The 24,045-nt window shown below is 44.1% G+C and carries 26 protein-coding genes; 13 read left to right on the forward strand and 13 right to left on the reverse strand.

Annotation, left to right across the window (positions count from 1 at the left end; translation table 11 throughout):
- Window positions 1-87: 87 nt before the first annotated feature.
- Window positions 88-618, reverse strand: a complete 531-nt coding sequence (gene hutZ / locus WR49_RS03920; protein WP_017057965.1) for a heme utilization protein HutZ — start codon at window positions 616-618, stop codon at window positions 88-90.
- Window positions 619-759: 141 nt separating this feature from the next.
- A complete protein-coding gene (hutX, locus tag WR49_RS03925) occupies window positions 760-1,281 on the reverse strand; it encodes a heme utilization cystosolic carrier protein HutX (RefSeq protein ID WP_046223137.1) in 522 nt (173 codons plus the stop codon).
- Window positions 1,282-1,606: 325 nt separating this feature from the next.
- Between hutX and WR49_RS03930 the strand changes: the two genes are divergently transcribed.
- From WR49_RS03930 to WR49_RS03955, 6 genes are all read left to right on the forward strand, one after another.
- Entirely contained in the window at window positions 1,607-2,410 is an 804-nt protein-coding gene (locus WR49_RS03930; protein ID WP_017057963.1) for an energy transducer TonB, read from the forward strand.
- A 2-nt stretch (window positions 2,411-2,412) separates the two neighbouring features.
- A complete protein-coding gene (locus WR49_RS03935; RefSeq protein ID WP_046223138.1) occupies window positions 2,413-3,114 on the forward strand; it encodes a MotA/TolQ/ExbB proton channel family protein in 702 nt (233 codons plus the stop codon).
- Window positions 3,111-3,524, forward strand: coding sequence for an ExbD/TolR family protein (locus tag WR49_RS03940; RefSeq protein ID WP_046223139.1), 414 nt, complete (start codon window positions 3,111-3,113; stop codon window positions 3,522-3,524). Before WR49_RS03935 ends, WR49_RS03940 begins: the two co-directional genes overlap by 4 nt.
- Window positions 3,525-3,672: 148 nt before the next feature.
- Complete coding sequence (locus tag WR49_RS03945) at window positions 3,673-4,563, forward strand: heme/hemin ABC transporter substrate-binding protein (protein WP_046223140.1); 891 nt, start codon at window positions 3,673-3,675, stop codon at window positions 4,561-4,563.
- A gap of 104 nt (window positions 4,564-4,667) precedes the next feature.
- Window positions 4,668-5,705, forward strand: a complete 1,038-nt coding sequence (locus WR49_RS03950) for a FecCD family ABC transporter permease (RefSeq protein WP_046223141.1) — start codon at window positions 4,668-4,670, stop codon at window positions 5,703-5,705.
- Window positions 5,705-6,487 (forward strand): heme ABC transporter ATP-binding protein, encoded by a 783-nt coding sequence (locus tag WR49_RS03955; protein ID WP_046223142.1) that lies wholly within the window; start codon window positions 5,705-5,707, stop codon window positions 6,485-6,487. Before WR49_RS03950 ends, WR49_RS03955 begins: the two co-directional genes overlap by 1 nt.
- Window positions 6,488-6,715: 228 nt before the next feature.
- On the opposite strand, the gene WR49_RS03965 is transcribed toward WR49_RS03955, so the two are convergent.
- Entirely contained in the window at window positions 6,716-7,177 is a 462-nt protein-coding gene (locus tag WR49_RS03965) for a TetR/AcrR family transcriptional regulator (protein WP_017057957.1), read from the reverse strand.
- A 528-nt stretch (window positions 7,178-7,705) separates the two neighbouring features.
- On the opposite strand from WR49_RS03965, the gene WR49_RS03970 reads away from it, so the two are divergent.
- The gene (locus tag WR49_RS03970; protein ID WP_046223144.1) at window positions 7,706-8,005 is read left to right on the forward strand and encodes a YfcZ/YiiS family protein; all 300 of its coding nucleotides are present in this window, start codon (window positions 7,706-7,708) and stop codon (window positions 8,003-8,005) included.
- 39 nt (window positions 8,006-8,044) lie between these two features.
- Here the strand turns inward: WR49_RS03970 and WR49_RS03975 are convergent, their stop codons facing one another.
- Window positions 8,045-8,344 (reverse strand): YnjH family protein, encoded by a 300-nt coding sequence (locus tag WR49_RS03975; protein ID WP_017057955.1) that lies wholly within the window; start codon window positions 8,342-8,344, stop codon window positions 8,045-8,047.
- A gap of 121 nt (window positions 8,345-8,465) precedes the next feature.
- On the opposite strand from WR49_RS03975, the gene WR49_RS03980 reads away from it, so the two are divergent.
- Window positions 8,466-9,065 carry a hypothetical protein gene (locus WR49_RS03980; RefSeq protein ID WP_046223145.1) on the forward strand — a complete coding sequence of 200 codons (600 nt, stop codon included), beginning with the start codon at window positions 8,466-8,468 and terminating at the stop codon, window positions 9,063-9,065.
- A 144-nt stretch (window positions 9,066-9,209) separates the two neighbouring features.
- On the opposite strand, the gene WR49_RS03985 is transcribed toward WR49_RS03980, so the two are convergent.
- Window positions 9,210-10,316, reverse strand: a complete 1,107-nt coding sequence (locus WR49_RS03985) for a 1-acyl-sn-glycerol-3-phosphate acyltransferase (RefSeq protein WP_046223146.1) — start codon at window positions 10,314-10,316, stop codon at window positions 9,210-9,212.
- Between the two features lie 175 nt (window positions 10,317-10,491).
- Here WR49_RS03985 and WR49_RS03990 point away from each other — a divergent pair, with 175 nt between their 5' ends.
- A complete protein-coding gene (locus WR49_RS03990) occupies window positions 10,492-11,118 on the forward strand; it encodes a hypothetical protein (RefSeq protein ID WP_046223147.1) in 627 nt (208 codons plus the stop codon).
- Between the two features lie 206 nt (window positions 11,119-11,324).
- On the opposite strand, the gene WR49_RS03995 is transcribed toward WR49_RS03990, so the two are convergent.
- On the reverse strand, window positions 11,325-11,810 hold the full coding sequence (locus WR49_RS03995) for a hypothetical protein (RefSeq protein ID WP_017057951.1): 486 nt from the start codon (window positions 11,808-11,810) through the stop codon (window positions 11,325-11,327).
- 26 nt (window positions 11,811-11,836) lie between these two features.
- Complete coding sequence (locus WR49_RS04000; protein ID WP_046223148.1) at window positions 11,837-12,358, reverse strand: nicotinate-nicotinamide nucleotide adenylyltransferase; 522 nt, start codon at window positions 12,356-12,358, stop codon at window positions 11,837-11,839.
- A 109-nt stretch (window positions 12,359-12,467) separates the two neighbouring features.
- Here WR49_RS04000 and nadE point away from each other — a divergent pair, with 109 nt between their 5' ends.
- Entirely contained in the window at window positions 12,468-13,298 is an 831-nt protein-coding gene (gene nadE / locus WR49_RS04005; RefSeq protein ID WP_017057949.1) for an ammonia-dependent NAD(+) synthetase, read from the forward strand.
- Between the two features lie 99 nt (window positions 13,299-13,397).
- Here nadE and WR49_RS04010 read toward each other — a convergent pair whose 3' ends face one another.
- Window positions 13,398-15,284, reverse strand: coding sequence for a hybrid-cluster NAD(P)-dependent oxidoreductase (locus WR49_RS04010; protein WP_046223149.1), 1,887 nt, complete (start codon window positions 15,282-15,284; stop codon window positions 13,398-13,400).
- A 219-nt stretch (window positions 15,285-15,503) separates the two neighbouring features.
- Here WR49_RS04010 and WR49_RS20915 point away from each other — a divergent pair, with 219 nt between their 5' ends.
- From WR49_RS20915 to WR49_RS04025, 3 genes are all read left to right on the forward strand, one after another.
- The gene (locus tag WR49_RS20915) at window positions 15,504-15,662 is read left to right on the forward strand and encodes a YqaE/Pmp3 family membrane protein (protein ID WP_004731890.1); all 159 of its coding nucleotides are present in this window, start codon (window positions 15,504-15,506) and stop codon (window positions 15,660-15,662) included.
- Between the two features lie 192 nt (window positions 15,663-15,854).
- On the forward strand, window positions 15,855-16,883 hold the full coding sequence (gene pyrC, locus WR49_RS04020) for a dihydroorotase (RefSeq protein ID WP_017057947.1): 1,029 nt from the start codon (window positions 15,855-15,857) through the stop codon (window positions 16,881-16,883).
- Between the two features lie 235 nt (window positions 16,884-17,118).
- A complete protein-coding gene (locus WR49_RS04025; protein WP_046223150.1) occupies window positions 17,119-18,045 on the forward strand; it encodes a M14 family metallopeptidase in 927 nt (308 codons plus the stop codon).
- 220 nt (window positions 18,046-18,265) lie between these two features.
- On the opposite strand, the gene WR49_RS04030 is transcribed toward WR49_RS04025, so the two are convergent.
- From WR49_RS04030 to WR49_RS04050, 5 genes are all read right to left on the reverse strand, one after another.
- Complete coding sequence (locus tag WR49_RS04030) at window positions 18,266-19,873, reverse strand: BCCT family transporter (RefSeq protein ID WP_017057945.1); 1,608 nt, start codon at window positions 19,871-19,873, stop codon at window positions 18,266-18,268.
- Between the two features lie 501 nt (window positions 19,874-20,374).
- On the reverse strand, window positions 20,375-20,947 hold the full coding sequence (locus tag WR49_RS04035; protein ID WP_017057944.1) for a malate synthase: 573 nt from the start codon (window positions 20,945-20,947) through the stop codon (window positions 20,375-20,377).
- Window positions 20,948-21,183: 236 nt separating this feature from the next.
- Complete coding sequence (locus tag WR49_RS04040; protein WP_017057943.1) at window positions 21,184-22,104, reverse strand: cache domain-containing protein; 921 nt, start codon at window positions 22,102-22,104, stop codon at window positions 21,184-21,186.
- Between the two features lie 11 nt (window positions 22,105-22,115).
- Window positions 22,116-23,456, reverse strand: coding sequence for a TRAP transporter large permease (locus WR49_RS04045; protein WP_017057942.1), 1,341 nt, complete (start codon window positions 23,454-23,456; stop codon window positions 22,116-22,118).
- Between the two features lie 37 nt (window positions 23,457-23,493).
- A complete protein-coding gene (locus tag WR49_RS04050) occupies window positions 23,494-24,036 on the reverse strand; it encodes a TRAP transporter small permease (protein WP_017064289.1) in 543 nt (180 codons plus the stop codon).
- Between the last annotated feature and the right edge of the window lie 9 nt (window positions 24,037-24,045).

Here is a 24,045-nt window from a genome sequence, read left to right on the forward strand (position 1 = left end):
AAAACTCTTCGACGTGCTAACGACGATTTTTAGACATAAAAAAGCCCTCACTCTGTGGAGGGCTCTTAAGAAATAGGTTAAACGAGATTACTCGTTAGATACTTTTTTGTGGCCTTCTTGTAGGTGAACGAAATCCACCAGATCATCACCAGACACTTGGTATGCTTGACCAAAGCCTTTCACAAACAGGCCGTTCTCTGCTTTAAGGTTGAATAGAGAGAAATCTTGAAGCTGGCTCAAGCCATCGATGATTTCGCCAAAACGCTCTTGCATTTGGCCGATCACTTGAGTCCAAAGATCGGTTTCACGTTCTACAACACTCGCTTGCGCATCAAACGTTAAACGCTTACGTGCATAAAGCTGCTTCGAGCCCTCTTCGTCTTCAATCATCATCAAAGACACTTGAGGGTTTGCTTTCAAGTTACGAGCATGACGAGCAATATCAGAAATTAGAACAAAGTAACCTTCTTGGTTCTGAACGAAAGGGGCGTAACTTACGTTTGGGCGGCCTTCTTCATCAACCGTTGCAAGTTGAAGTGTACGGCGCTCTTGACGAAATTCTTTAATTTCTGGACCTAGACGACCTTGTAGACGTTCTTGTTTTACTTGCTGTTCCATGGGTAATTCCTTTCTTCACTTTCTCTGATTTATTATTTTTGCCCGAGGTTGAGCGCTCATTAGCGAACTCAACGATTCTCGAGCATTGATGTACTGTTTAAGCTAATAGGCAATCTTATTTAAGCTTGCTATTGATTGTATTTAAGCTTGTTCTTTTAACGTTTTGAAGCGTTCAACTTGGTCGGCAATTAGCTCACGCTTTTCATTACGGCCTAGGTAGATCTTAAAAATGTTCTCGCCCGTTTCACTGAAGAAACCGAAGTAGTGACTTTCACGCCCCATGAACGCCCTGCTCACTAAGCCAATGTGCTTGATGTTGTCGAGCTTGAGGTGGCCATGGAGCTCGCCTTCTCTGCCCATAAGGTTGTAATAACCACGCGCTACTTTACCTTTCGGGAACGGCGCTTTTACTTCGAAGATTGAGCCGAATGAATGCATGATTGTGGTCACAGGGCCCCAACCCACTAGGCCTTCTAGAATCTCCTGAGCACGGCTACCATCTAACATCACCGCCATGTCATTTGGAAAAGCAGCAACGACTTCAACCTCTGAAACGCCTAACTTCTCAGCAACCGCGGTAGGAAGCAGTTTTGGTTCTTCTTCAATAGTGCGAGCGACACGTTGTTTTAGAGTTTCTGTTAGTTCTAATGTTGTATCTGTCATTGAATATGTTTCCGTATAAACGAGTAATTTACGTAAGTTACAAACTAAAAAGGTTCGATATTAAGCGAGGCTTACTGCCCAGAATTTTGTAAACGCAAAACGAAGCGGATCAGGGCTCGACACACCTAGAATTGATTCGTCCAACTTATAAACATCAAGACTCATATAACCTCTCTAAACACTTACATAGCAAAGTCTGAAAAACGATTCGCTAAAACTGAAAGAATCATAGATAGACGCAAATGATAATGCAATTGATAATTGATCTTATTTAGATTGTAAGCAATAATCCGATACAGATTTTGGAGTGGATTAAGGATTGAATGTGAACGTTCCTAGATATGTTATTGCCAGCGGTGCATCGTTAGTGATTCATGCGGCGCTATTATTTGTTGCTCAAGAGTCCAAAGTATTTGCCATGCCTGCAGGTAGCCAATCGAACACGGTATCGATCAACTTCACTCCAAAGAGCACGCCTTCCCCGGCTCAAAAAAAAACCGTTACAGAACCGGTTGAACCAGAACCACCCCAAGAAACGGTCTCACAAGCAGAACCTAAACCTGTCGAGCCAAAGGCCGTTGAGACAGAGCAAGCCAAACCTACACCAAAGAAAAAAGCGATCACCAATAAGCCTCAACCCAAGAAAGTAGAGAAAAAGGTTGTGGAAAAGAAAGTCGAGAAAAAGCCGGTTCAAAAGAGACCGGTGACAGAGAAAAAGGTCGTGAAGAAAAAACGCCCACAACCAGCCACTCAACCAGAGAAGCTGGCCGACAAGAAAGTAGATAAGAATATGAACGAGTCTGCGAGCCAACCTCAGGAAGTAAACCAAGGCGTATCAAACCAAGAGCCGGTACTAGTGACTAAGCCTTCTTTCTCTGAACGCCCTACACCGCCGAACTACCCTAGACAGGCAGTACGTCGTGGTATTGAAGGCGTCGCTATCTATGAGGTCTGGTTAGATGCAGAAGGTAAACAAATTAAACAAGCATTAATCAATTCATCAGGTCTGCTAATACTCGACAACGCCGCTTTAGACGCCATTAAACAATGGAAATTTTCACCTCACACTGTCAATGGTAGAGCGATTGCTCACCGCGTACAACTACCCGTTCGTTTTAAATTGGAATAATCATGCAACAAATCAGTTATTTACAAGAACAGCTGGGCTTAATGACTTGGCCTCTTCTTATCTGTTCAGCCCTTACCGCAATGATCATCGCTGAGCGTATCTTCCAAGTGATGCTAAGTATTGGTGTTGGCAAACGCGCCATTCGTCGCGAGCTCAACCAGATCTCACCAACCAACAGCAAAGAGATCGAAGCTCTCGCTCAGTCTATTTCAGCTAAACGACCGTTGCTATACAAGGGCGTCTCGATGTTGCTTGCTCACCACTCTTTTTCGAAAGGGTTACGTGAAGATGCAGCAGGGATATGGCTACAAGAAAAACGCCACCAGCTGCACGCAGGTTTAAGGCTACTTGGTTTGATTGGCGTGATCAGCCCGCTAATTGGCTTGCTTGGTACGGTGCTTGGCCTTATTGAAATGTTCAAAGGTGTAGCAGCTACGACCGGGAGTATTACGCCAAACGATCTAGCAGACGGGTTAGGCTTGGCTATGAGAACCACTGCAGCAGGCTTGATGATCGCGCTTCCGGCGATTTCCGGCGCACAGCTATTAGGCCTTTGGGCCGATCGAGTGCTCGCTCAACTAGAACATACTCTGAACTATGTGAATGTGTGGCTAGAAGGCATGTCGATTCAAGCAAATCCATCAGACGATACTAAAGGCAAGCCAGTAAACAAAGTCGCTGTTGGTAATGTGAGTCAAGCATGATTAAAACGCCTCAATCGTCTTACACACAGAGTTTAGCGCCAGATTTAACACCGCTACTCGACATCATATTTATCGTCATGGTTTTTCTACTGCTTACGGCATCAGTAAAGCTGGAATCACTAGAAGTTGAACTGCCTAGTTCTGATATTAAAAACGTTTCCGAGGTCCATAAAGATTCGATTAACGTCAATATTTTAGACCACGAACCTTATTGGGGGATTAACGGCCAAGAATATATCGACTGGGAAAACTTCAAAATTGCATTGCTAGAAGAGACGGGGTCAACAAATAAAAAGCCGATCACCATTGGCGCCGATAAGGCCGCCAACGTTGAGAACCTAGTTAAGTTACTGTCGTTCCTGCAAGAAAACGGAATAGCTGCGACCCAATTACTGACTGATGATGGTTAGACAACACTCAATTTTCACGAGATTTGACTCTTGATTGATGAGACTAAATAGCCAGAGCTAAACCACTCTATCGATTCGAACTCACAATGCGAACGGACTGCTCACTGAGTATCTTCGCGATACTAAAAGAAAACATAAAGAAATTATTATGAACAACTTAAACGTGCTCAACAAATTAAAGACCAAGAGACATCTCCTTTCAGCTGCCGCTATGAGCTTGGCCTTGACCGCGCCAATTGCGATGGCAAATGACGTTGAACAACCTCGAATCATCAGTGCAGGCAGTGCCATTACAGAACTAGTTTTAGCGCTTGGCGCTGAAAAACAATTGGTAGGTATTGATGTGACCAGTCGCTTCCCTCAGTCCGAAAATCTACCACAGATTGGCTACCACAGAAACCTGTCTGCTGAAGGCTTGCTAGCTCTTGAACCAACCACACTGATTGGCTCAGATGAAATGGGGCCAGACAATGCGATTTCTCAACTGAGGTCTGCAGGTGTCGATGTCGAGATTGTTAACACCGAAGCAAACGTTGAAGGGCTATTAAAGCGTATCGATCAAATCGCCAAGATTACCCATACCGAAGATCAATCAGAACAAATTAAAGCAGAAGTAAATCAGAAGATTGCGGCACTAAAAGAAAACCAAATCCCCAGCAACGAAGCAAAAAAAGTTCTGTTCCTACTACTGCATGAAGGCCGTAATGCGAACGTTGCCGGTGGTGAAACATCACCAAATACGATCATTGAATTAGCTGGTGGTGTAAACCCTGCGGCTAAAATCCTGACGTCTTACAAACCATTGTCGATGGAATCACTGGTCGAAATGCAACCTGATATCATTTTGGTGAGTGGTCGTAGCTACCAAAAAATGGGCGGTGCAGATGCCATCCTGAAATCACTCCCTATGCTCGCGGCGACTCCTGCTGGAATGAACAAGCAAATCATTACCGTAAATGGCAGTGCTTTGGTTGGAGGACTTGGCCTTGAGAGCCTTTCCGAAGCAAAGAGATTGAACGCACTTATCTACCCACTCTAACTCGACAACCCTATTCCTATTGCTTGCTTAATACTCATCGCCAACTCACTTTTCGTAGAGCCGGTGAGGAGTATTAAAGCGGGTAATGTATATTGAGGCCCTTTATGTTGTTACGCTCCGTCCCACTAAAAACATCGATGTTAGGCCTAGGTGCTACCCTAGCCTTTGTCGCGCTGTACTCGATCACTGTTGGGCCAATGAACATTAGCTTAGCCGACAGCGCCACAAGCTTAATTCAACCAAACAACGACTTAGCACCTCACATCAACTTAGTCATTCAAGAAATTCGCTTACCTAGAACCATCTTGTGCATGCTGATTGGCGCAATCCTCGCGTTATGTGGCACTGTCATGCAGGGTTTGTTTCGAAACCCGCTTGCCGAGCCTGGGATCATCGGCGTGTCAGCGGGTGCAGCATTAGGTGCAGCATTGGCTATCGTTTTGTTCTCTGAGCTTTCACTGCAGTATCCTTCCTTCATGAATTTTATGGCCGTGCCTGTTTTCGCCTTTCTGGGTGGCGCATTAACCACGCTGCTGGTTTACAAACTTGGTACTGGCAAATTCGGTACTTCAGTGACCATCATGTTGCTAGCAGGTGTAGCAATAAGCGCGCTATCAGCAGCTGGTATTGGCTTTTTGAATTTCATTGCTGATGACCAAATGCTGCGTGATCTTTCGTTGTGGTCGATGGGTTCATTGGCAGGCGCAAAATGGTCAGGCATTTTACTTGCTGCTGTGGCTCTCGTTGGATTATTTGTTGTGTTCTACCGTCAAGCGATGTCGCTAAATGCTTTGTTATTAGGTGAGTCAGAAGCGCAACATCTTGGTATTCCAGTACAAAAGCTCAAACGAAAGCTGATTCTCCTCACGGCTGCTGGTGTCGGAATTACGGTTAGCTTGTCTGGTATGATTGGGTTCATTGGACTGGTGATCCCACATTTAGGTCGTATGTTGGCAGGCCCCGATCACCGAGTTCTGTTGCCACTGTCTGCAGTGCTTGGTGCACTGCTATTAACCGCCGCAGATATGTTCTCACGTATGGTTCTTGCACCAGCAGAATTACCAGTGGGTATCGTCACTGCGATTATCGGCGCTCCATTCTTTTTATATCTACTATTTCAACAGAAAGGGAGAATCCTTTAATGTTTCCTTCAGCTTTAAAAGCGACCGATATCGAAGTGAAGTTCGGCAGTAAAGTGATATTAGATGGCGTTTCTATTGAGATTGAAGCGGGAAAGGTAACCACACTGCTTGGGCCAAATGGCGCAGGTAAAAGCACGCTGCTTAAAGCTTTGTGCCAAGAGATATCGAGCACGGGTGATGTCCAATATTTTGGACACACCAAAGACAAGTGGCCTTCACAGAAGTTGGCTAAGCACTTAGCGATGCTTCCTCAACACAGTACGTTGACCTTCCCATTTCTGGCACATGAAGTCGTCGAGCTTGGTGGGATTCCTCTGAAAGAATCCAACAAGAAGCTGACCAGCATTGCTAGCCAAAAAATGGATATTGCTGATGTGACTCACTTGAGTGAAAGGCTTTATCCTTCTCTGTCTGGTGGTGAAAAACAGCGTGTTCACTTGGCTCGAGTGTTAACCCAACTTCACCACTCTGGTGACCAATGTATCTTGATGCTTGATGAACCCACATCAGCACTGGATCTTGCCCACCAGCACAACACCTTAAAGATCGCGAGAGAGTTAGCCGACAACCACAATGCCGCGGTTATCGTAGTTTTGCATGACTTAAACCTAGCCGCTCAGTATTCCGACCGACTCGTGGTATTGAAAGATGGTAACTTAGTTTGCGATGGCAGCCCTTGGGAGGCACTTCAGCCCTCGATGATTGAGGATGTCTATGGCTACAGAAGTATTGTTGAAAAACACCCAACCATGAGCTTCCCTCAGGTTCATCCAGCTCAATAACTATTGCTAATTCTCATTCCATTCCAAAGTATTGGTTCATCAAAGCCTCGACTCATTCGGGGGCTTTGATTACTCACACCTGACATAAACACTTTAAATCCTAGAACAAATAGGGAAGCTAAAGAGAAGAAAACAGATTTAAGAGAGTGGTATAGGTTGAGGCATCCGAACTCAAACAACAGGCACAAAAAAAGCTCCCCAGGGAGCTTCTTTGAATCCATATGACCATTACCTACTCATACGGATCAATGATTTACCAATTAGCCACTCTAATTCTTTACCGCTAGTATCACCAAACTGAGTTTCTGTCAGCTTGTAAAGACGATCAATACCGTTTGCAGCGAACTCATGCGCACTTTCAGCAGTAACAATATGATGGAAAAGTAAACGTAAGATTGCTATAAATTCAGCGTCTTCTAGAGACTTAACCCAGCTTGCAGAGAATGCATCAAGACCATTTTCGGAATCAATATGTTCCATAAACATTTTGAAGATTCGCCCGTCTAGAGCAGCCGTAAAGTCTGTTTTCTTTGGAAAATGGTGGCTGATACCTGTACGAGAAACACCCGTTTGCTGACTCAACGTCGTGTATGACATCTTGTCGTAGCCCAACCTTAGTAACTGGTCTACGACGGCATCCATAATCTTCTGGATTGTGATTTCTGTATCTTCTTTACTACGCTTTGGCATATTCAGGTTCTTCTCTTTGTAAATCCATCTAACTCGATGAGTTGAAGTAAGAATGAAAATCGTTATCAGTATTATGTGAGCAAGGTATTTTTTCGCAAGTATTTTTCACTAAACTCACACAAATACTTTGTACGAACAATTTTACATTGATATCTCTGTAGACACTTTGTTTAATTGCTCTTCAAAAATCACCTTACTACCCTAAGTCGATAGTTTTAAATAACGACTTAGAATATGAAATACTCTACAAAAAATTCATTTTATAAATACTTATCAATCAATAGATAATCTTATAAAATCATTTCTAGCGCAACTAAGTGAATGATATTCTGACGAATTAATAACATTAATCCTCAAAAAAACATGATAAAGATCACATATGTATTTTTATCACAAATGTTTATATTTATTTACCTTCAAGTAAACAACATAGCCTACTACAACGAATTAGTTCAAAGGTTTCAATTTTTGTAGATACCATTCAAATTGCTCGCTAGAATAACCTCAGACTTTGTAAGAGGATTATTTATGAGCCAAGATATGGGCAACAACGATGTATGTGAGGCTTGCGGCTGTGCAGGCGAAATCGGGTTCATCATAAAAGAAGGCGACGATGTTGCCGAAGTAACGGTTTACGGTAACTCCAAAGACCTTATTGAAGCTGAGTTTGCTAAGTACGTTGAGTTGGCAAAGCAAGTGTCTAGTAACGTTGAGTTTGAAGCGTCAGAGATGACAGAAGATAGCACTGAATTGCAAGCGCGCTTTAAATTTGAAGTCAGCGCTGAGAAGATTATTTTCGAACTGAAGAGCCGCTCTCTAGTACGCTAATATAAGCAATTATACTCATAAAATAAAAAGGCGAGTTTATTACTCGTCTTTTTTTATTATTTCAACCCACCTAAGCGCACCATTTTGCTCAAAATCATTTTCGACCGCACATTTAATCACAACTCCGCCGATCTCTAACACAGAGCCAATACTATAAGCCTTATCATCGTAATAACAAACACGTTGCGGTTGACCGCCTTGAGTCACCAATACTGCGGCCTTTGCGGGTGTTGAAATTACTTTGTTCGCATCCACAGACATTGAACCAAACGTTGAAGCCGCGACGAGAAAAGCCTTAATTATTTGTTTTTTTACTCTAGTCATTGATTTACCTGCCATTGTTGACTTCCCCCTATTTAACCACTCGATTCAATTTAATCTACCATCAAATTGGTAAAACACTGTGCGAGAATAATTTTTCCATTATAGTGTTAACGTCTATCGTAATAAGAAGCCCGTTATGCTCAGAATAATTGCACTTATTATTGGTGCCTTAACCATAACAAATGTCAGTGCCGAACCGCTCGATCACTCTCAAATATTGAACCATCTCGATAATTACGGAAACTTATATCTACGAAACAAGCCTTATACATCACTACCAACAGGACTGATCATTGATGGCAATCTCAATATAGAAAACACGGCAATTGCGCGCCTACCTAAAGGATTGGAAGTGAACGGCAGCCTGAAAGCATCTAACAGCCAATTAGCCAGAATTCCTACCGGGGTTAAGATAAAAGGTTACGCTGATCTGATTGGTAGCCAAATAACCAGCTGGTCAAGAGGTGTAAGAGTGGGTGGGTTTATTAACCTTACTGACACCCCACTGCAAAGGCTACCGAATGGTTTTAGAGTGAAAGGAGACCTGAGTGTGATTCGTACGCCTTTAACAGAGCTACCTAACGGAATCATTATTGATGGTGACTTATATATAGGTGGCTCTGCTATTACGGCATTTCCTGACACCATGACAGTCAAAGGCAATATTTATCTAGGTGGGAACATCATTACTACTTGGCCTACAAACTTAGAACTCGGTGGCGCAGTCGCTCGCTAACTCAGGCTAAAACTATAAAGGCTTGGTCTATACGTGAGCAAACACAGAGAACAAAAAAGGAGCTCAAAGCTCCTTTTTTCAACTCTAGCTATTAACTCATCTGCTAGAGCTATCTCTGTATACGTAAACTAACAAGAGCATTAACTAACCAATATTCTTCACTGGGTTCGCATAGCTATCAATCAAGTACTGGCGAGCACCTTTTGGTAGGCTTGATAGCTTCTCTTCAAACTCTTGCTTCACTTCAGCAGTAATCGACTCATCTTCTTTTCCAGCTGCCAACAGGTTTACTGGGAACAGTTTGTAGTTTTCGTGGATTTGACGATCGATCTCTTCAGCCAATTCTTCCGGCGTCGCAAAATCTTGGTCGATAACCTGACCGAAACCAACATGAACACGGCCTTTGTTACCAATGATGCCTTGAATGATACTTTCAATATCTTCAAACTCACCCTTTTCGTAGCTACCGTTGACGTCTTTTTCAAAAAGCTCGACGGCTTTAGCCGTGTCACACGGATCGTTTTCGTAAGAAATAGCCACAGGGACAATCTTTAATGATATAACGTATTCAGGAAATTCGATTTTTTGCTTGCGCCCTTCAACATGGAACATCTTCAAAATTGCAGGCTCAGTAAAATCATTACCGTCTTTTGCACGGCCTTCTTTTTGAGCAATCCAGATAGAGTTACCTGTTTCTAGAGAGTGTTTGATGTAAGAAGACAGTTGGCTTAGTGCTTTCATCATTTCACGTGGCCCTTTCAAAGAACGCTTTACGATGAAGCTCTTGTTCAAGCGCATCAATTCCGTCGCACATGGCTTCTTTAGCAGATTGTCACCAATTGCGATGCGACAAGTCTGATGATTGTTTTGATGCAAAGCGTAATTTACTAACGCCGGATCCATTGCAATGTCACGATGGTTTGATACAAAAAGGTAAGCTTGATTCGCATCCAATGACTCTACACCAGTGTACGTCACACCATCTGTAGTTCTCGCTAACGTGTCTCGCAAGTACTTTTTCACTTCAATCTGAATGGTTTCAACGCTCGTCAGCTTACTCCATTTCATTTTTAAGTACACACGCAGAATGGGGCTCATTAATGCTTTGAACCAAGACGCATGGTTTGAAAAACGGTAGTGCAGAATCGCACTGATAAATTCTTCATCATTAATTAGACGGTTTAATGCCGCTGGAATTTCATTATCGCCGTAAGGACGAATATCAACATATGGATCGGTTGGAGAGGTCATTTTTTAATTCATATAATAAAAAGCTGGCTCATTCTACGCGTTGTTTTGACTTATCGCAGCTACAGAGCCCATACTTTTGACAAGGTCAGACCAGAAATATTGAAAATCCCCTGTTACTGTTGGCATTCTTTAAGATTAACGGTAATCTTGACGCCCCAAAATTAAGGTACTATCTATGAACTTCGCTATTGAATATACATCGGCTTACTTTTCACACTTGGTGATCACACCACGCAAGAAAGTACTTAAACATAGCCTTGTATCTGTTCAAAGTGGCTTGGTTTTGATTAAGCTGGGTAAACAAGAGTATGCCGTTGAGCCAGGCCAAAGCATCTGGATTCCATACGACTGCTTAACATCACTGACCTACTTTCCAAACACTCAGATTAACCGTGTTGACTTCTCTATTCGTTTAACGGACTCATTTCCAAGACAAGCGGGTTACATCACGCAAACTAACCTCTCTTTAGCGCTACTCGAAAAGCTGGAACTGACCAAGTCCCACTCTTCAAGTGCCAACAATACCGATCAAGCATGTAAAGATATGCTTTCTGTATTGAAACAAGAGGTGTTGTCGTTTAAGCCACTGCTTTATGAGAGTGCCCTGTCTCTGAGATTCAATCAATGGAGCATTGATGATTCAAACTTACCGCAAGAACACACCCTAGTAATGGTGATGCGAGAAGCAAAGAAGCGCATGCAGTCTGGCCAAAAACGTTCGCTTGTAATTGATGACTTATTTTCAGGGAAAGAAGAAGAGTTCGAACAACTGTGCATGCTAGTGTTTGGTGAATACCTATAATCAAGGGGGAAGCGGGCCTACCGTTTTTCAATCGTTGAGAGTACTTATTTCCACCTCAAGCCAGTCTGTAAACCAAGCCAAAAATAACAAGATACTAAAAAGCCGCTTAACAGAAATCTCCACTTTATGGAGGCACTTCAGTTTTGCGGCTTTTTTAACTTTTTAATGTCTGCTCAAGATTCAGAGCAAAACTGCCGTATCATTCGTTAGAAAGGTAACTCAACTTGCATCATTAGGTCGGCGTCACTTGAATCATGCCAACGGTAATCAAAACGCATCCGAGGTTGCCCTTGGACTTTTTCGCCAAAACCAATACTAAGTTGTAAGCCATGATTTAGCAGCCACTCTTCGGTAGACATCTCATACTGTTCGTCTTCCAGATCTTCAGGAAACCACATACCCAAACCAACATAATTTGATTCTAGGCTTTGTGTGATAAATGGTGCCTCTTTGCTTTGAAGTACCCAGTCAGTCCAATAATCAGGTGTACTCTCCGCTTCCTCAGCGCTCAGCCCACTGATTTCCATCATACGTTGGCCAAAAGATTCGATGCTCGTAGAAAAGTCCAAACAATTGTTTTCACTATCAGAGGTCAGCATGATCGAATCTAAGCTAAAAAAATCACATTCAGCATACGCAGGCAAACTGCATGCAGCTATGATCAACGCCGCTGGTATCGTGCTCTTTAGCATAGTCCTCTGACCTCTTATTAATGAGCTCACATTATCTGATACAGCCCACCGTCTTGCAACATCTTTGTAACTGACTTAGTACTCAGGTTTGCCACATCGCTTCCACTTATCAGCGCATTACGTATGTCTGTGCTGCGGATTTTGACTTTTTCAGGACAAGCCATTACGAACCATCGCTCAGTAATCTCATCTGATTTATAAAACGATGAAAACTTGAAGAAATTATCAGGTCCAATGACAAACGTTAGCTCTGCCTCTGGGTGTTGTTTTTGGAGTTCACTAAGCACTGCATAAGTCGTCACGCTTTCACCTGGGGTAAACAAGCTCTTTTCGATCAACGATAGCTCAACTTGGTCCAGTGACAGATCGTTAATAAATGCGCTAACTAACTGACATCTAGTATCAAAGTCTAGCATCTCTTTTCCCCAAGCATGGGCAATACTTGGAACGAGTAGAGTTTTGTCGAAATGGGCTAACGAATCAATCACACTTTTATGCCCTAAGCTCGGCGGATTAAATGCACTACCGAAAATGGCTATTTTTTCCATTATTTATTACTGCCTTCTCTTTCTAAGCTTGTGCAAAGAGGTTTTTAAATCAGATGATTTAGGTATGATAACACTAGATTTTTAATTTGCTTGCAGGAAAGGAATACGAATGGAACAGTTAATTCGTGACGAAATGCGCGTACTACCTTCAATTGACCCTCACTTCGAAGTGACTCGTCGTGTGGATTTTATTAAAACGAAACTTCAACAGTCAGGCTGCAAGTCTCTCATCCTTGGTATCAGTGGCGGTGTAGACTCAACGACCTGTGGCCGGTTGGCTCAAATGGCCATCGACAGCTTGAACGAGAGCACAGGCAGTAACGACTATCAATTCATTGCGGTTCGCCTGCCTTACGGCGAGCAAAAAGATGAAGATGAAGCTCAGCTTGCTCTCTCTTTCATCCAGCCTTCTCAATCCGTTTCTGTCAACATTAAAGCGGGAGTTGATGGGCTTCACACTGCATCTCACGTTGCTTTAGATGGCACAGGCTTATTACCAACAGACTCTGCAAAGATCGATTTTGTGAAAGGTAATGTAAAAGCTCGCGCTCGCATGATCGCACAATACGAAATTGCTGGTTACGTTGGCGGACTTGTGATTGGGACAGACCACTCGGCGGAAAACATCACGGGGTTCTACACTAAGCACGGTGACGGTGCCTGTGATTTAGCACCTTTGTTTGGTCTGAACAAACGTCAGGTTCGTGAACTTGCAGCAACGCTAGGTGCCCCAGAAACACTGGTTAAGAAAGTTCCTACTGCCGACCTAGAAGAGCTTGATCCACAGAAAGCCGACGAAGCAGCCTTGAACCTTTCTTACGATCAAATTGATGATTTCCTTGAAGGCAAAGAAGTCCCTCAAGACGTGTCAGATCGCTTAGTAAGCATCTACAAAGCGACACAGCACAAGCGTCAACCAATCCCAACGATCTACGATTAATTTTCTGAATTAGCCTCAGAATCAAAAAGGCCGGAAGTTCATTTCAGTGAACTCCCGGCCTTTTATTTAATGTGCTTTTCTTATTGAACTGAGGAGTCTTTAATCCACAACTTCGATATCAGTTTGAGGAACGCTGCAACACGCTAGTATCTGACCCATGTTACGCTCGTGCTCTTGTAGTGCTGGCACATCGGGTTGGTGAACTTGTCCTGACTCAAGAGTCACTTTACAAGCGCCACAGAAACCCGCACGACAACTGGAAGCAATAGGCACGCCCGCCGATTCAGCTTGCTCTAGCAAAGTTGATTGGTTATTACCTTCGAATAAGTAGCCGTTCACACTTAACTGCAGTTGTTTCACCGCTTCTTCAGTTGACTGAGCGATACCAAACGCTTCTTGGTGGTAATGCTGAGGGTTTAGGCCCATTTGAATTAGCAGTTTCTTTGCGTTATCCATAAAGCCATCAGGGCCACACACAAACGCTTGGCGCTTATGTAGCTCTTCAATCTTAGCGATATGCGAAATGCTCAAACGGCCTGATAAACCATCCCACTCTTTGCTTGGCTGACTTAACGAATAAATCACACGTAGGCCTGCATGTTCGCTAGCGATCTGATCAATCTCAGCTTGATAAGGGATATCTTGTTCGTTGCTGCATTGATGATAGAAAACCACATCATCAATCTGAGCGTGGTCGGCTAAATAACGCAGCATCGACAACATTGGGGTAATACCACTACCTGCAGACAACAGCAGTAATGGATGAGTTGGATTCTCTTCTAAGTAGAACGCACCGTCTGGGTTTTGCGCGACTAAAGTATCGCCCACTTGGAAATGATCATTTAGCCAGTTGGAGATTTGACCGTCATCCACTCGCTTCACTGAAATCGCTAAACGACCCGCTCGTGACGGGCTAGAAGATAGCGTATACCGACGAGACACTTTTTTGCCATCAATCACCATTTCAATCGGTAGGTGTTGGCCAGGCTGGTAAAGTGGCAGTGAGTGGTTTTCTTTCGCATGCTCTAACCAAAAGGTTGTAAAGTCGCGTGCGATCTCTTCGCGCTCAACACAAGTTAGATGCAGTGACTCAACCCAAGTGTCTTCATAAAGCTCTTTCTCTTTGGTCTCGAGCACCTCGACCACATCACCGGCTTTGATTAAGCCTTCATTTTTAGCCACAAGATTCTGACCAAAGAAAACCCCACCGCGTTCATTAGCTCTAAATGTGGAGAAGGTATTGAGCGGCTCTTTTGTTGCTCTGAATTCGCCACGTTCAACATCAACCGTGGTTAGAATACAGCGCTCACAAGGTTTCACTGCTTCGAATTCAACCTCGCCGATTCGGATACGCTTCCAACCATCTTCAGCAAAGGCTTCGGTATTGGAAACAACAAAATTAGTGCGGAACTGATCCATCGAATGAACTTCAGAACTGCGGCGATTCAGCTCATCAAGCGATGCTTGGCTGATCACCAACATTGGATAGCCGTCAGCAAAACTTACGTTATGACCGAGCTTTTCACGAACACGATTCGATTGCTCACCAGAGAACAATAGCTCAACACGAACACCCAATACGTCACTAAACCAATCATCGGCGTCATCATTGGTGGTATATGCGGTGAAGCTATCTTTCCAAACCGTTGCTGGCGCTTCTTGCATCTTGAAATCCGCATACTTTAGGCGTAACGGCTCTTTACCTTCGTAAGTGAAAATCAAACCGTCTGGTTGCAAACTTGAAGATACCTTGACCATTTTCGGGTACTTACGTGCCGTGACCATTGAACCGTCAGCCAATGCGAGCATAAAGCGTCTGTCGAAAGTAAGGCCTTGCTTTTCGACCCAAGCAGAAGAGAGCGAGATACCGCCCACTGATTTTACCGGAAACACATTGATTTGAGATAAAGAAGGAGCTTGATCAGAAGGCTCTTGCTCCAAAGCCCTTTGATCTAACGCCCTTTGACCTGAAGATAGCTGCGACATAACGATTCCAATGTTTTGTAGTTTGTCCCAATGCTAGCAAATGGTTATAAATAGATAAACTGGCAGGTATTAAACACTTGATACTAAGCTAATATATTGAGATGTTTAAACGACTGTCTTATATACATAAAGACACCAATACACTAACTCTTTCCATACGTTCTATAATTTGAACACGTTTATCGCATTGAACTGTCATTGAATAAAAAAGGATTTATCATGAACAAACTCGTCATTATTATTTTATGTGTACTACTTCCACCTGTTGGTGTGTTCTTCGCTCGTGGTGCGGGTAAAGATTTACTAATTAACATCATCCTTACTTTCTTCTTCTGGGTACCAGGAATGATCCACGGTCTGTGGGTGGCCACCCGCTAACCCATATCCAGGAATAAATAGCGAATTAAAACCCCATAAAAACAAGCTCCTAACCATGAAGAGTTAAAAATAGGATGAAATGAAAGTGCTTTTCCACTATCATCCTGTCGCCTAAACGTAAGCGATTGCTTTCACAGATTTCGCCGAGTTTAGGCTCCAACTACATAACACTTCAATTGGTGGGAGCCTTCAATGACACAACTTACGATTACTCGTCCTGACGACTGGCATGTTCATCTACGCGATGGCGACGTACTAAAAGATACAGTTCGCGATATCAGCCGTTACAATGGTCGAGCGTTAATCATGCCAAATACCGTCCCACCGGTAACCGATACCGAAATGGCGCTTGCTTACCGTGAACGCATCATGGCAGAGCAGCCAAGTGAACAGTTCCAGCCTCTAATGGCACTTTACCTGACAGACAACACAACACCTGATGAAATTCGCAAGGCGAAAGAGTCTGGCGCTGTTGTAGCGGCGAAGCTATACCCTGCTGGCGCAACAACAAACTCTGATTCAGGCGTAACCTCTGCTAAAAACATCTACCACGTACTAGAAGCAATGCAGGAAGTGGGCATGTTGCTGCTTGTACACGGTGAAGTAACGGCTCACGATGTTGATATCTTTGACCGTGAAAAAGAGTTCCTAGACACAGTTCTAGCACCGATTGTAAACGACTTCCCTAACCTGAAGATCGTTCTAGAGCACATCACGACAGCAGATGCAGCGACTTTTGTTAAGAACGCAAACGACAACGTAGCGGCAACCATCACCGCTCACCACCTACTTTACAACCGTAACCACATGCTGGTTGGTGGCATTAAGCCACACTTCTACTGCCTTCCCATCCTGAAGCGTAACACGCACCAATTGGCGCTTATCGAAGCTGCAACAAGCGGCAGCAAGAAGTTCTTCTTGGGTACAGATTCTGCACCACACGCAAAAGGCGCAAAAGAGTCAGCATGTGGTTGTGCCGGTTCTTACACTGCGCACGCGGCGGTTGAACTGTACGCAGAAGTGTTCGACTTAGAAGGTAAAATTGAGAACCTAGAAGCGTTTGCAAGCCACAACGGTCCTGACTTCTACGGTATTCCACGCAACACAGACACAATCACTCTAGTAAAAGAAGAGTGGAATGTTGCTGAAACAATGCCTTTCGGTTCAGACATCGTGGTGCCAATTCGTGGCGGTGAGACGATTGCTTGGACAGTTAAGTAAACAGAGTTTTAAGCAGTTTCAGCTCATAAATTATATTGTTGAATTATCAAGGCCTTCACATATGTGAAGGTTTTTTGTTTTCTTAACAGCCTAAAGCTTCCAAGAATAACGACTTTTAGAAACAGTATTTAGAATACCAATCGTTCGAAGCATAAACTCACTCAATAAAAGTTGCACGATCCCGCTGCGCTGATTATTCTCACTTCATCGCAACGTCCCTGACAGAGATAAAACAATGGAAAGTACTTACACCTACCCTATTGGTGAGCCAGGAAAAAAATGGCAAGAAGCAGAGCATCAAGCATGGTTTGCTCAAAGAACGGTTAAGCGTGAATACCAACAAGACGTCGTACCAAAGATTAAAGCACTAGCAGACCGCTTTGACATCGAGCAATACGGCGCACTGAGCTACGACGAAGCTCGCTTCCCGCTTTTCGCTATTAAGAGTAAGAACTGGGACTCATCAAAACCAACTGTTCTTGTAACGGGTGGTGTTCACGGTTACGAAACCAGTGGTGTCCATGGCGCGATCAAATTCGCTGCCACTCAAGCGGAAAAGTATACAGCGCACTTCAACATTGTTGTTGCACCTTGTGTAAGCCCTTGGGGTTACGAAGTGATCAACCGTTGGAACCCAAATGCTGTCGATCCAAACCGCTCTTTCTACGACGGTACGCCAGCAGAAGAATCAGCGAACCTACGTGCATTAGTCGCATCTTTACCAGAAGTGTTGGTTCACGTTGATCTACATGAAACGACGGATTCTGATGAAACAGAATTCCGACCAGCACTCGCAGCGCGTGATGGTATTGAGTACATTGAAGGTATGATTCCAGACGGTTTCTACACGGTTGGCGATACAGAAAACCCACAGCCTGAGTTCCAAGCGGCGGTAATTGCTTCAGTTGAAAAAGTAACGCACATTGCACCAGCAGATGCAGACGGCAAGATCATTGGTTCTAAAGTTACCCAACATGGTGTGATTAACTACCCAATGAAGAAGCTTGGCTTATGTGGCGGTGTGACTGATTGTAAGTACGGTACAACCACAGAGGTTTACCCGGACAGCGACAAAGTGACAAACGAAGAGTGTAACGACGCTCAAGTTGCTGCGGTAGTCGGTGCTTTGGATTACGTTATTCAGCACGAATTGGATGCGTAAGCGCACATTAGATAATAGCTAGAACCGCGTTCCTAAGAGTAAGAGTTAAAAGAGCCATAAGTGACTATTCACTTATGGCTCTTTTTATCTTTATTGTTTCTTGTTTCTTGTTTCTTGTTTCTTTGAACCATAAAAAAGCTCCCTTGCACACAGTACAAGAGAGCTTTGAAATAATGTTAAGTAAAATTAAAGCATTAGCTGCTTATTTCTGCGTCGCAGTTTACTCAGAGGCGGGGCTAACGGTTTCTTGCCCTTTACCCACTTCCGTCAGTAGGCCTTTCAACAAGCTCACACAACCAATCAAAAGAATGATCGTAAACGGCAGTGCTGCAATAATAGTAATAGATTGCAGTGCTTGGATTGATTGAGTTCCACCAATCCATAGCATTACCATCGCGATGGCACCTGAAATAACCGCCCAAACCACTTTCTGCTTCACTGGTACTTCAAGTTTACCACCCGCCGTCATACCATCAATAACGATAGAACCAGAGTCTAACGTTGTAACGAAGAATACGATAATCAACACGACAGCGATAACAGACAGAATGCTACCAAACTCATAAGCATCTAACATGTAGAACAAGCTTAGAGATACGTCTGTGATGCCTTGGTCAAGGCCAAGTTGCCCCACCTGATTAATCACTTGTTCGATAGCCACGCCACCGAAAATAGACATCCAAGCTGACGTTACCAATGTTGGGATAATCAGTACACAAAGTAAGAATTCGCGAACCGTACGGCCTTTAGAAATACGCGCTACAAACATACCGAAGAAAGGTGCATACGCTACCCACCATGCCCAGTAGAACACAGTCCAACCATGCAGCCAGGTTGTGTCTTCGCGGCCAGAGCTTTGGCTCAACGCTACGATATTTTTCACGTAACCCGTTACTGCCGTCGCCATTGAATCAAGCACAGTTGTAAAGTTCAATACTGCGATAAGGCCCAGGAATACGAACGCAATAACCATGTTCAGGTTACTTAGGAACTTAACACCACCGTCCATGCCTCGCAGAACAGAAATGATCGCCAAGCCCATAATCAACACGATAATAGCTTGCTGAAGGAAGATGTTATTTTCCAAGCCGAACACATGGCTGATACCACTTGCCGCTTGTGTACCACCTAAGCCCAATGAAGTCGCTAGGCCAAACAGAGTAACCAGTACGGTTAGCACATCGATCACATCACCAGTTTTACCCCACACTCGCTCACCCAGTATTGGATAAAACACAGAGCGCATTGATAACGGTAGGCCTTTATTGTAAACAAAATATGCTAGGCAAAGCGCCGTCATACCATAGACAGCCCACGCATGAAAGCCCCAGTGGAATACTGTCGCGCCTAGCGCTAACTCGCGGCCTGCTTCAGTGAAGGGTTCTGCATTCAATGGCGTTCCGAACCAGTTCGTGAAGAAGGCGGTTGGCTCTGCAACACCCCAGAAAATAAGTCCAATCCCCATACCTGCAGCGAATAACATCGCAATCCAAGATGGCATTGAGTAGTCCGCCGTAGCTTCTTCACCACCTAGGCGAATTTTACCCAACGGTGAAAACGCGATAACCACAGCGAACGCTAGCATGATGTTGGCTCCCCACATAAACAGGAAGTCAAACTTTGATAGAACAGCACCCTTAATAGAATCAATAGCAGCTTTAGCATCCGCAGGAGGAAGAGCAAGAAGAGTGATGATAAAGAGAAGAGATAAGCCAACCGAGGCTACGAAAACTGTGTTATGGACATCCATGCCCCATTTACTGACGTTATCTTGACCGACTTGATAGTCAGTAGAATCAATACTGTATTTTTTTGATTTAAAACTCATAAATTATGATGTTCGCATATCCGAATCAACGAATATAAGGACGTTCTCCATATCCAACTACTACTTGATTGGCTCGCCATACCACTTAAATAAACGTGATAAAAACCACCTTGAGAGGCGACAAATGGACTTAATAGCTCAATCCCAGGCCGCGCATAATAGCACAGCACGAAGCATTTTGACTGAGTTTTTGCTCAATAGTCACTCAGGGCATAGTCATCCTCGGTCGTTCTCTTTATAAAAAAAAGACTCAAACTTACAAATAAATCGATTAATTACAATCACTTACACCAAGAAACATATGGAAGTAAATTCTTGAAAACTTTTGTCAGATAACTTTAAGAAGCGCTTAATTTACTTATACCTCTAATAAAAAAGCCCCGCTATAGGGGCGGGGAAATTACCAAAGGTAAAGAGAAATCGATAGTGCGATATTAGCGCCACGTATCGCAGCGCTCAGGTATTTTAATCGCCGAAGCTCAATTCAGTCGCTAAAGAGCGTTAGATCGCAAAGCAAAAACCTAGGTTGTAGTCTTCACCATTTTTCGCCGTGAATTCTTTGTCTTCACTCGATGCATTCGGTCGACCGATTTCATCGCCTTTCACCAAGCTCACCCAGTGACGGATTCCTGAAGAACAACTAGCCTCAGTTTGGCCAAACGTAGTGCATGTCTCTAGCTGAATATCTTGTATATCAACCAATTCTAGGTGACCCGTACCTTTACGAGCACCTATCGTCACTTCAACGTGCGTGCCGCTCTCGTCACGGAACAAGATTGCAGAAGGTTTAGATTTATCACCGGTGTAAGCCACAAAGTGCTTAGCACGTTTCAGACCTGTGTGTTCACCGTTTTTGAAGTAAACCTGAACGTGTCTGTAGTCAATCTCATAGCTCACTGCGTCTTCGTGCGAGCCTGCCTCTAGAGGAAATAAAGTATCAAGCAACTGTTTTGCCATTTTCTGTTTTTCGAGTTGCTTGTCTGCTTTCACCATTTCGACGGCAAAGACAGCTTCAGCAATAAATGTTGAATGGTTTCTGTGAAGTTCTGTTTTGTCTAGTGTCAGCATATTCATAGTCTATCCCTCGTACGGCTTTGAATTTCATTTAGGTCAAACATCCTGATTGACCTTATTAAAAATTGTTCTTTACTGTGTGGTTTCCATGTATTTCATACTACCTGTATTTATAAAACAATTTCACAACAAAAATTTCACACTGTTAATTTTACTAAATTGCTTTTTTACACACACTGATATTTTGGGCCCCTAGCCCTTTATTTCACTGGGCTGAAGGCTCGCTAGAAACCATTTTACGTGTTGTTTGAATTTGTGTAATAACCGACCCCGACCAACTTATTGTCGATGACTCGATAGTAAGTATGCTTGGTTTCAACTTTACTCGACTGAGGGTTTAACCATCGGTAGCTGTAAACTCCGCGACCATTTTCTTTCGCGAGATTCAACATCTCAGTAAGAATCGGTTTATCGTCAGGGCTTAAAATCTCGCTGTGTGACCGCCCAACAAGCTCAGGAGATACGCCATGCGCCAGCAGCTTTCCAGAGAGCATATCCATCACAAACACATACAAGTCTCCTTCCACAAAACTGCCCTCGGCATCATTGAACTCTGCCAGGCTCTCTTGTTCTGATTCCACTATCGCGGTCATCGCTCTCGCCAATAACCGCTTAGCTTCTGCAGCACTGGAACGTTCTGGGTAATAACCCACCGCGACAATCACATCTCCCACTCGCTCAAAGAAAGTGGTTTTCGGCTCTCCCATGCGGTCGGTTGGATTGGTCCAGTGATACTTCACTTCACCAAAACCGTTATGTACTGCTTTGGTGATCATTTCACGGAAAAAAGGATTGCCGTAAACGTCCTGTGTATCCAACACACTGTCGCCCACCAGCACCATCGAAGAACCGCCACTGGCAAGGAATTGGCCATCAATACCAAGAGCAAACACATAGAGCTCACCGTCTATATATTCGGCATCACTCATGAAGTCTTTCACGCTGTCATCACCTTCTTTTTGAACATGCACCACCGCTTTCGCAAGCAAGGTTTTAGCTCTTCTTTCAGCGTCACTGACCACATGTGGCTCAGAAATATCGAGCACATTGACTGGCTTAGTTTCTTTCTCGACTTCTGAATGCTCAGCACGCAATCCAATGCCACTCACTACAGCAAACAAGGCGCAGCCAATAAGGATTATTCTGGATAAATTCATCGTTGTGTCTCCTAATAGCCGACTAAGGACGGTAGCCAAAGTGTGATTTGTGGGAAGAAAGCGATAACGAAAACGCCCACGACAGATGCAAGTACAAAGGGATGGATCTTGGCGGTGATCTGCTCGACTGTAGAGCCACCGATCCCCGAGGCGACAAAGATATTTTCACCCAGCGGAGGTGTCGCAAAACCTATCGAGAGCGTACACACCACCACGATACCAACATGGGTAGGATCCGCGCCTAACATGTACATGATTGGCAGTAGAACAGGCACAATGATCATGATCGCCGCCAAGGTTTCCATGAACATGCCGATGAACAGCAGCAAGGTAATCGTTAGTGCCCACACCATGTACATGTTGTCGGTAAAACTGAGTAGCGATTCCGCCACAACAACTGGGATTTTTTGCTCGATCAACAAGCGTCCAAACACAGTAGCGGCAAAGAGGATTAACAATACACGCCCTGTGATCCATGTGGTGGTCGACAAAGATTTCATCACGCTTTTAAACGACAACTCTCGGTGAATGAAAAGCCCCACAAACAACGAATAGAATATCGCCACAACCGCTGATTCTGTTGGTGTGAACATACCGCTGTAGATACCACCAAGAATCAAGAACGGTGCTAAGATCGACCATAATCCACGGCGCAAATAATGCCTTACATCACCAAACGACCACGTTTCGGTCAGCCCCTTGTAGCCTTCGCGTTTAGCAATAAAATAGTTAGTCACCACCAGCGTCGACGCCATAATGAAACCCGGCACAACCCCAGCGACAAACAGTTTTGGAATCGATAAAGAAGCAAACTGGCCGTGTTGAGCAATGGCTTCTGGTGGCGCCATTAAACCCATTGCAGAAATACCGAAGATAACCAAAGGAATGGATGGCGGGATGATAATGCCCAACCCCCCGGATGCAGCCGTAACTGCCGATGCGTAGCTCTTGTCGTAGTCACGCTTAACCATCGCGGGCACCATTAACATGCCTACCGCTGCCGTTGTTGCAGGGCCAGAACCCGAGATAGCGCCAAAGAAAAGACACGCCATAACCGTTGCCGCGCCAAGGCCACCCGTTACGGGCCCGGCTAAGCTTTCGGCGATATCCACCAGACGTTTGGAGATCCCCGCAGCCTCCATTAATGCACCCGCAAGAACAAAGGCTGGCAGCGCCATTAAGGGGAAGTTACCCACCGAGGTAAACGCGATTTGTACTAAAGCGATGGGATTTTTGTCGAGCAACATATAGGCCGCCATCGAAGCGCCGGCCAGTGATACTGTGATTGGTGCGCCTAGGATTAACAGCGTTAAAAAGCCACCAAATAAAATTAGAGTTAAATAGGATTCCATTATTACATCTCTCTATTACGACAATTCTCTGTGATGACTATTGCGCGGACTTTTGTGCCGTCATTTTGCGCAGCTCTTTGACTTCTGGATCTTCGTTGGTTGCGCCTTTGAATAAGCGCTCGTAGTTGTTCCAGATAATTCGAATCATCATTAGGGAAAACGCGATAGGTAAAATCATGTAGAAATACTTCATCGGGATGCCTGTTGTTTGAGATTTCCAAAACAGGTTCATTTTGTTAAACACGAAGTCGTAACTGAGGTAAACAAAGTAACCGTTAAAACAGAGCCATAAGAAGTCAGCAATGGTTTCACTCACGGTCTGCACAATTGGCGGAAAGAATTTAAAGTGGAAGCTCACTCGGTTGTGGGCTGACATTTTGGCCGCCACAACAGCGCCTAGATAGGCAAACCAAACGAACATGTAAGTCGCGACTTCGTCACCCCAAGGGATAGAGTAATCAAAGAACTGACGAGTAAGGATTTGTGTGAACAGCAATAGGACAAAGCTTGCGAGCAGCAGACAACAGGTATATTCCTCAATGTTGTTTAAGTGCTTTTTTATTGTTTTAGCGACTGACATATAACCTCC

Source organism: Vibrio sp. ECSMB14106 (genome assembly GCF_000972265.1).
GTDB classification, from domain to species: domain Bacteria; phylum Pseudomonadota; class Gammaproteobacteria; order Enterobacterales; family Vibrionaceae; genus Vibrio; species Vibrio kanaloae.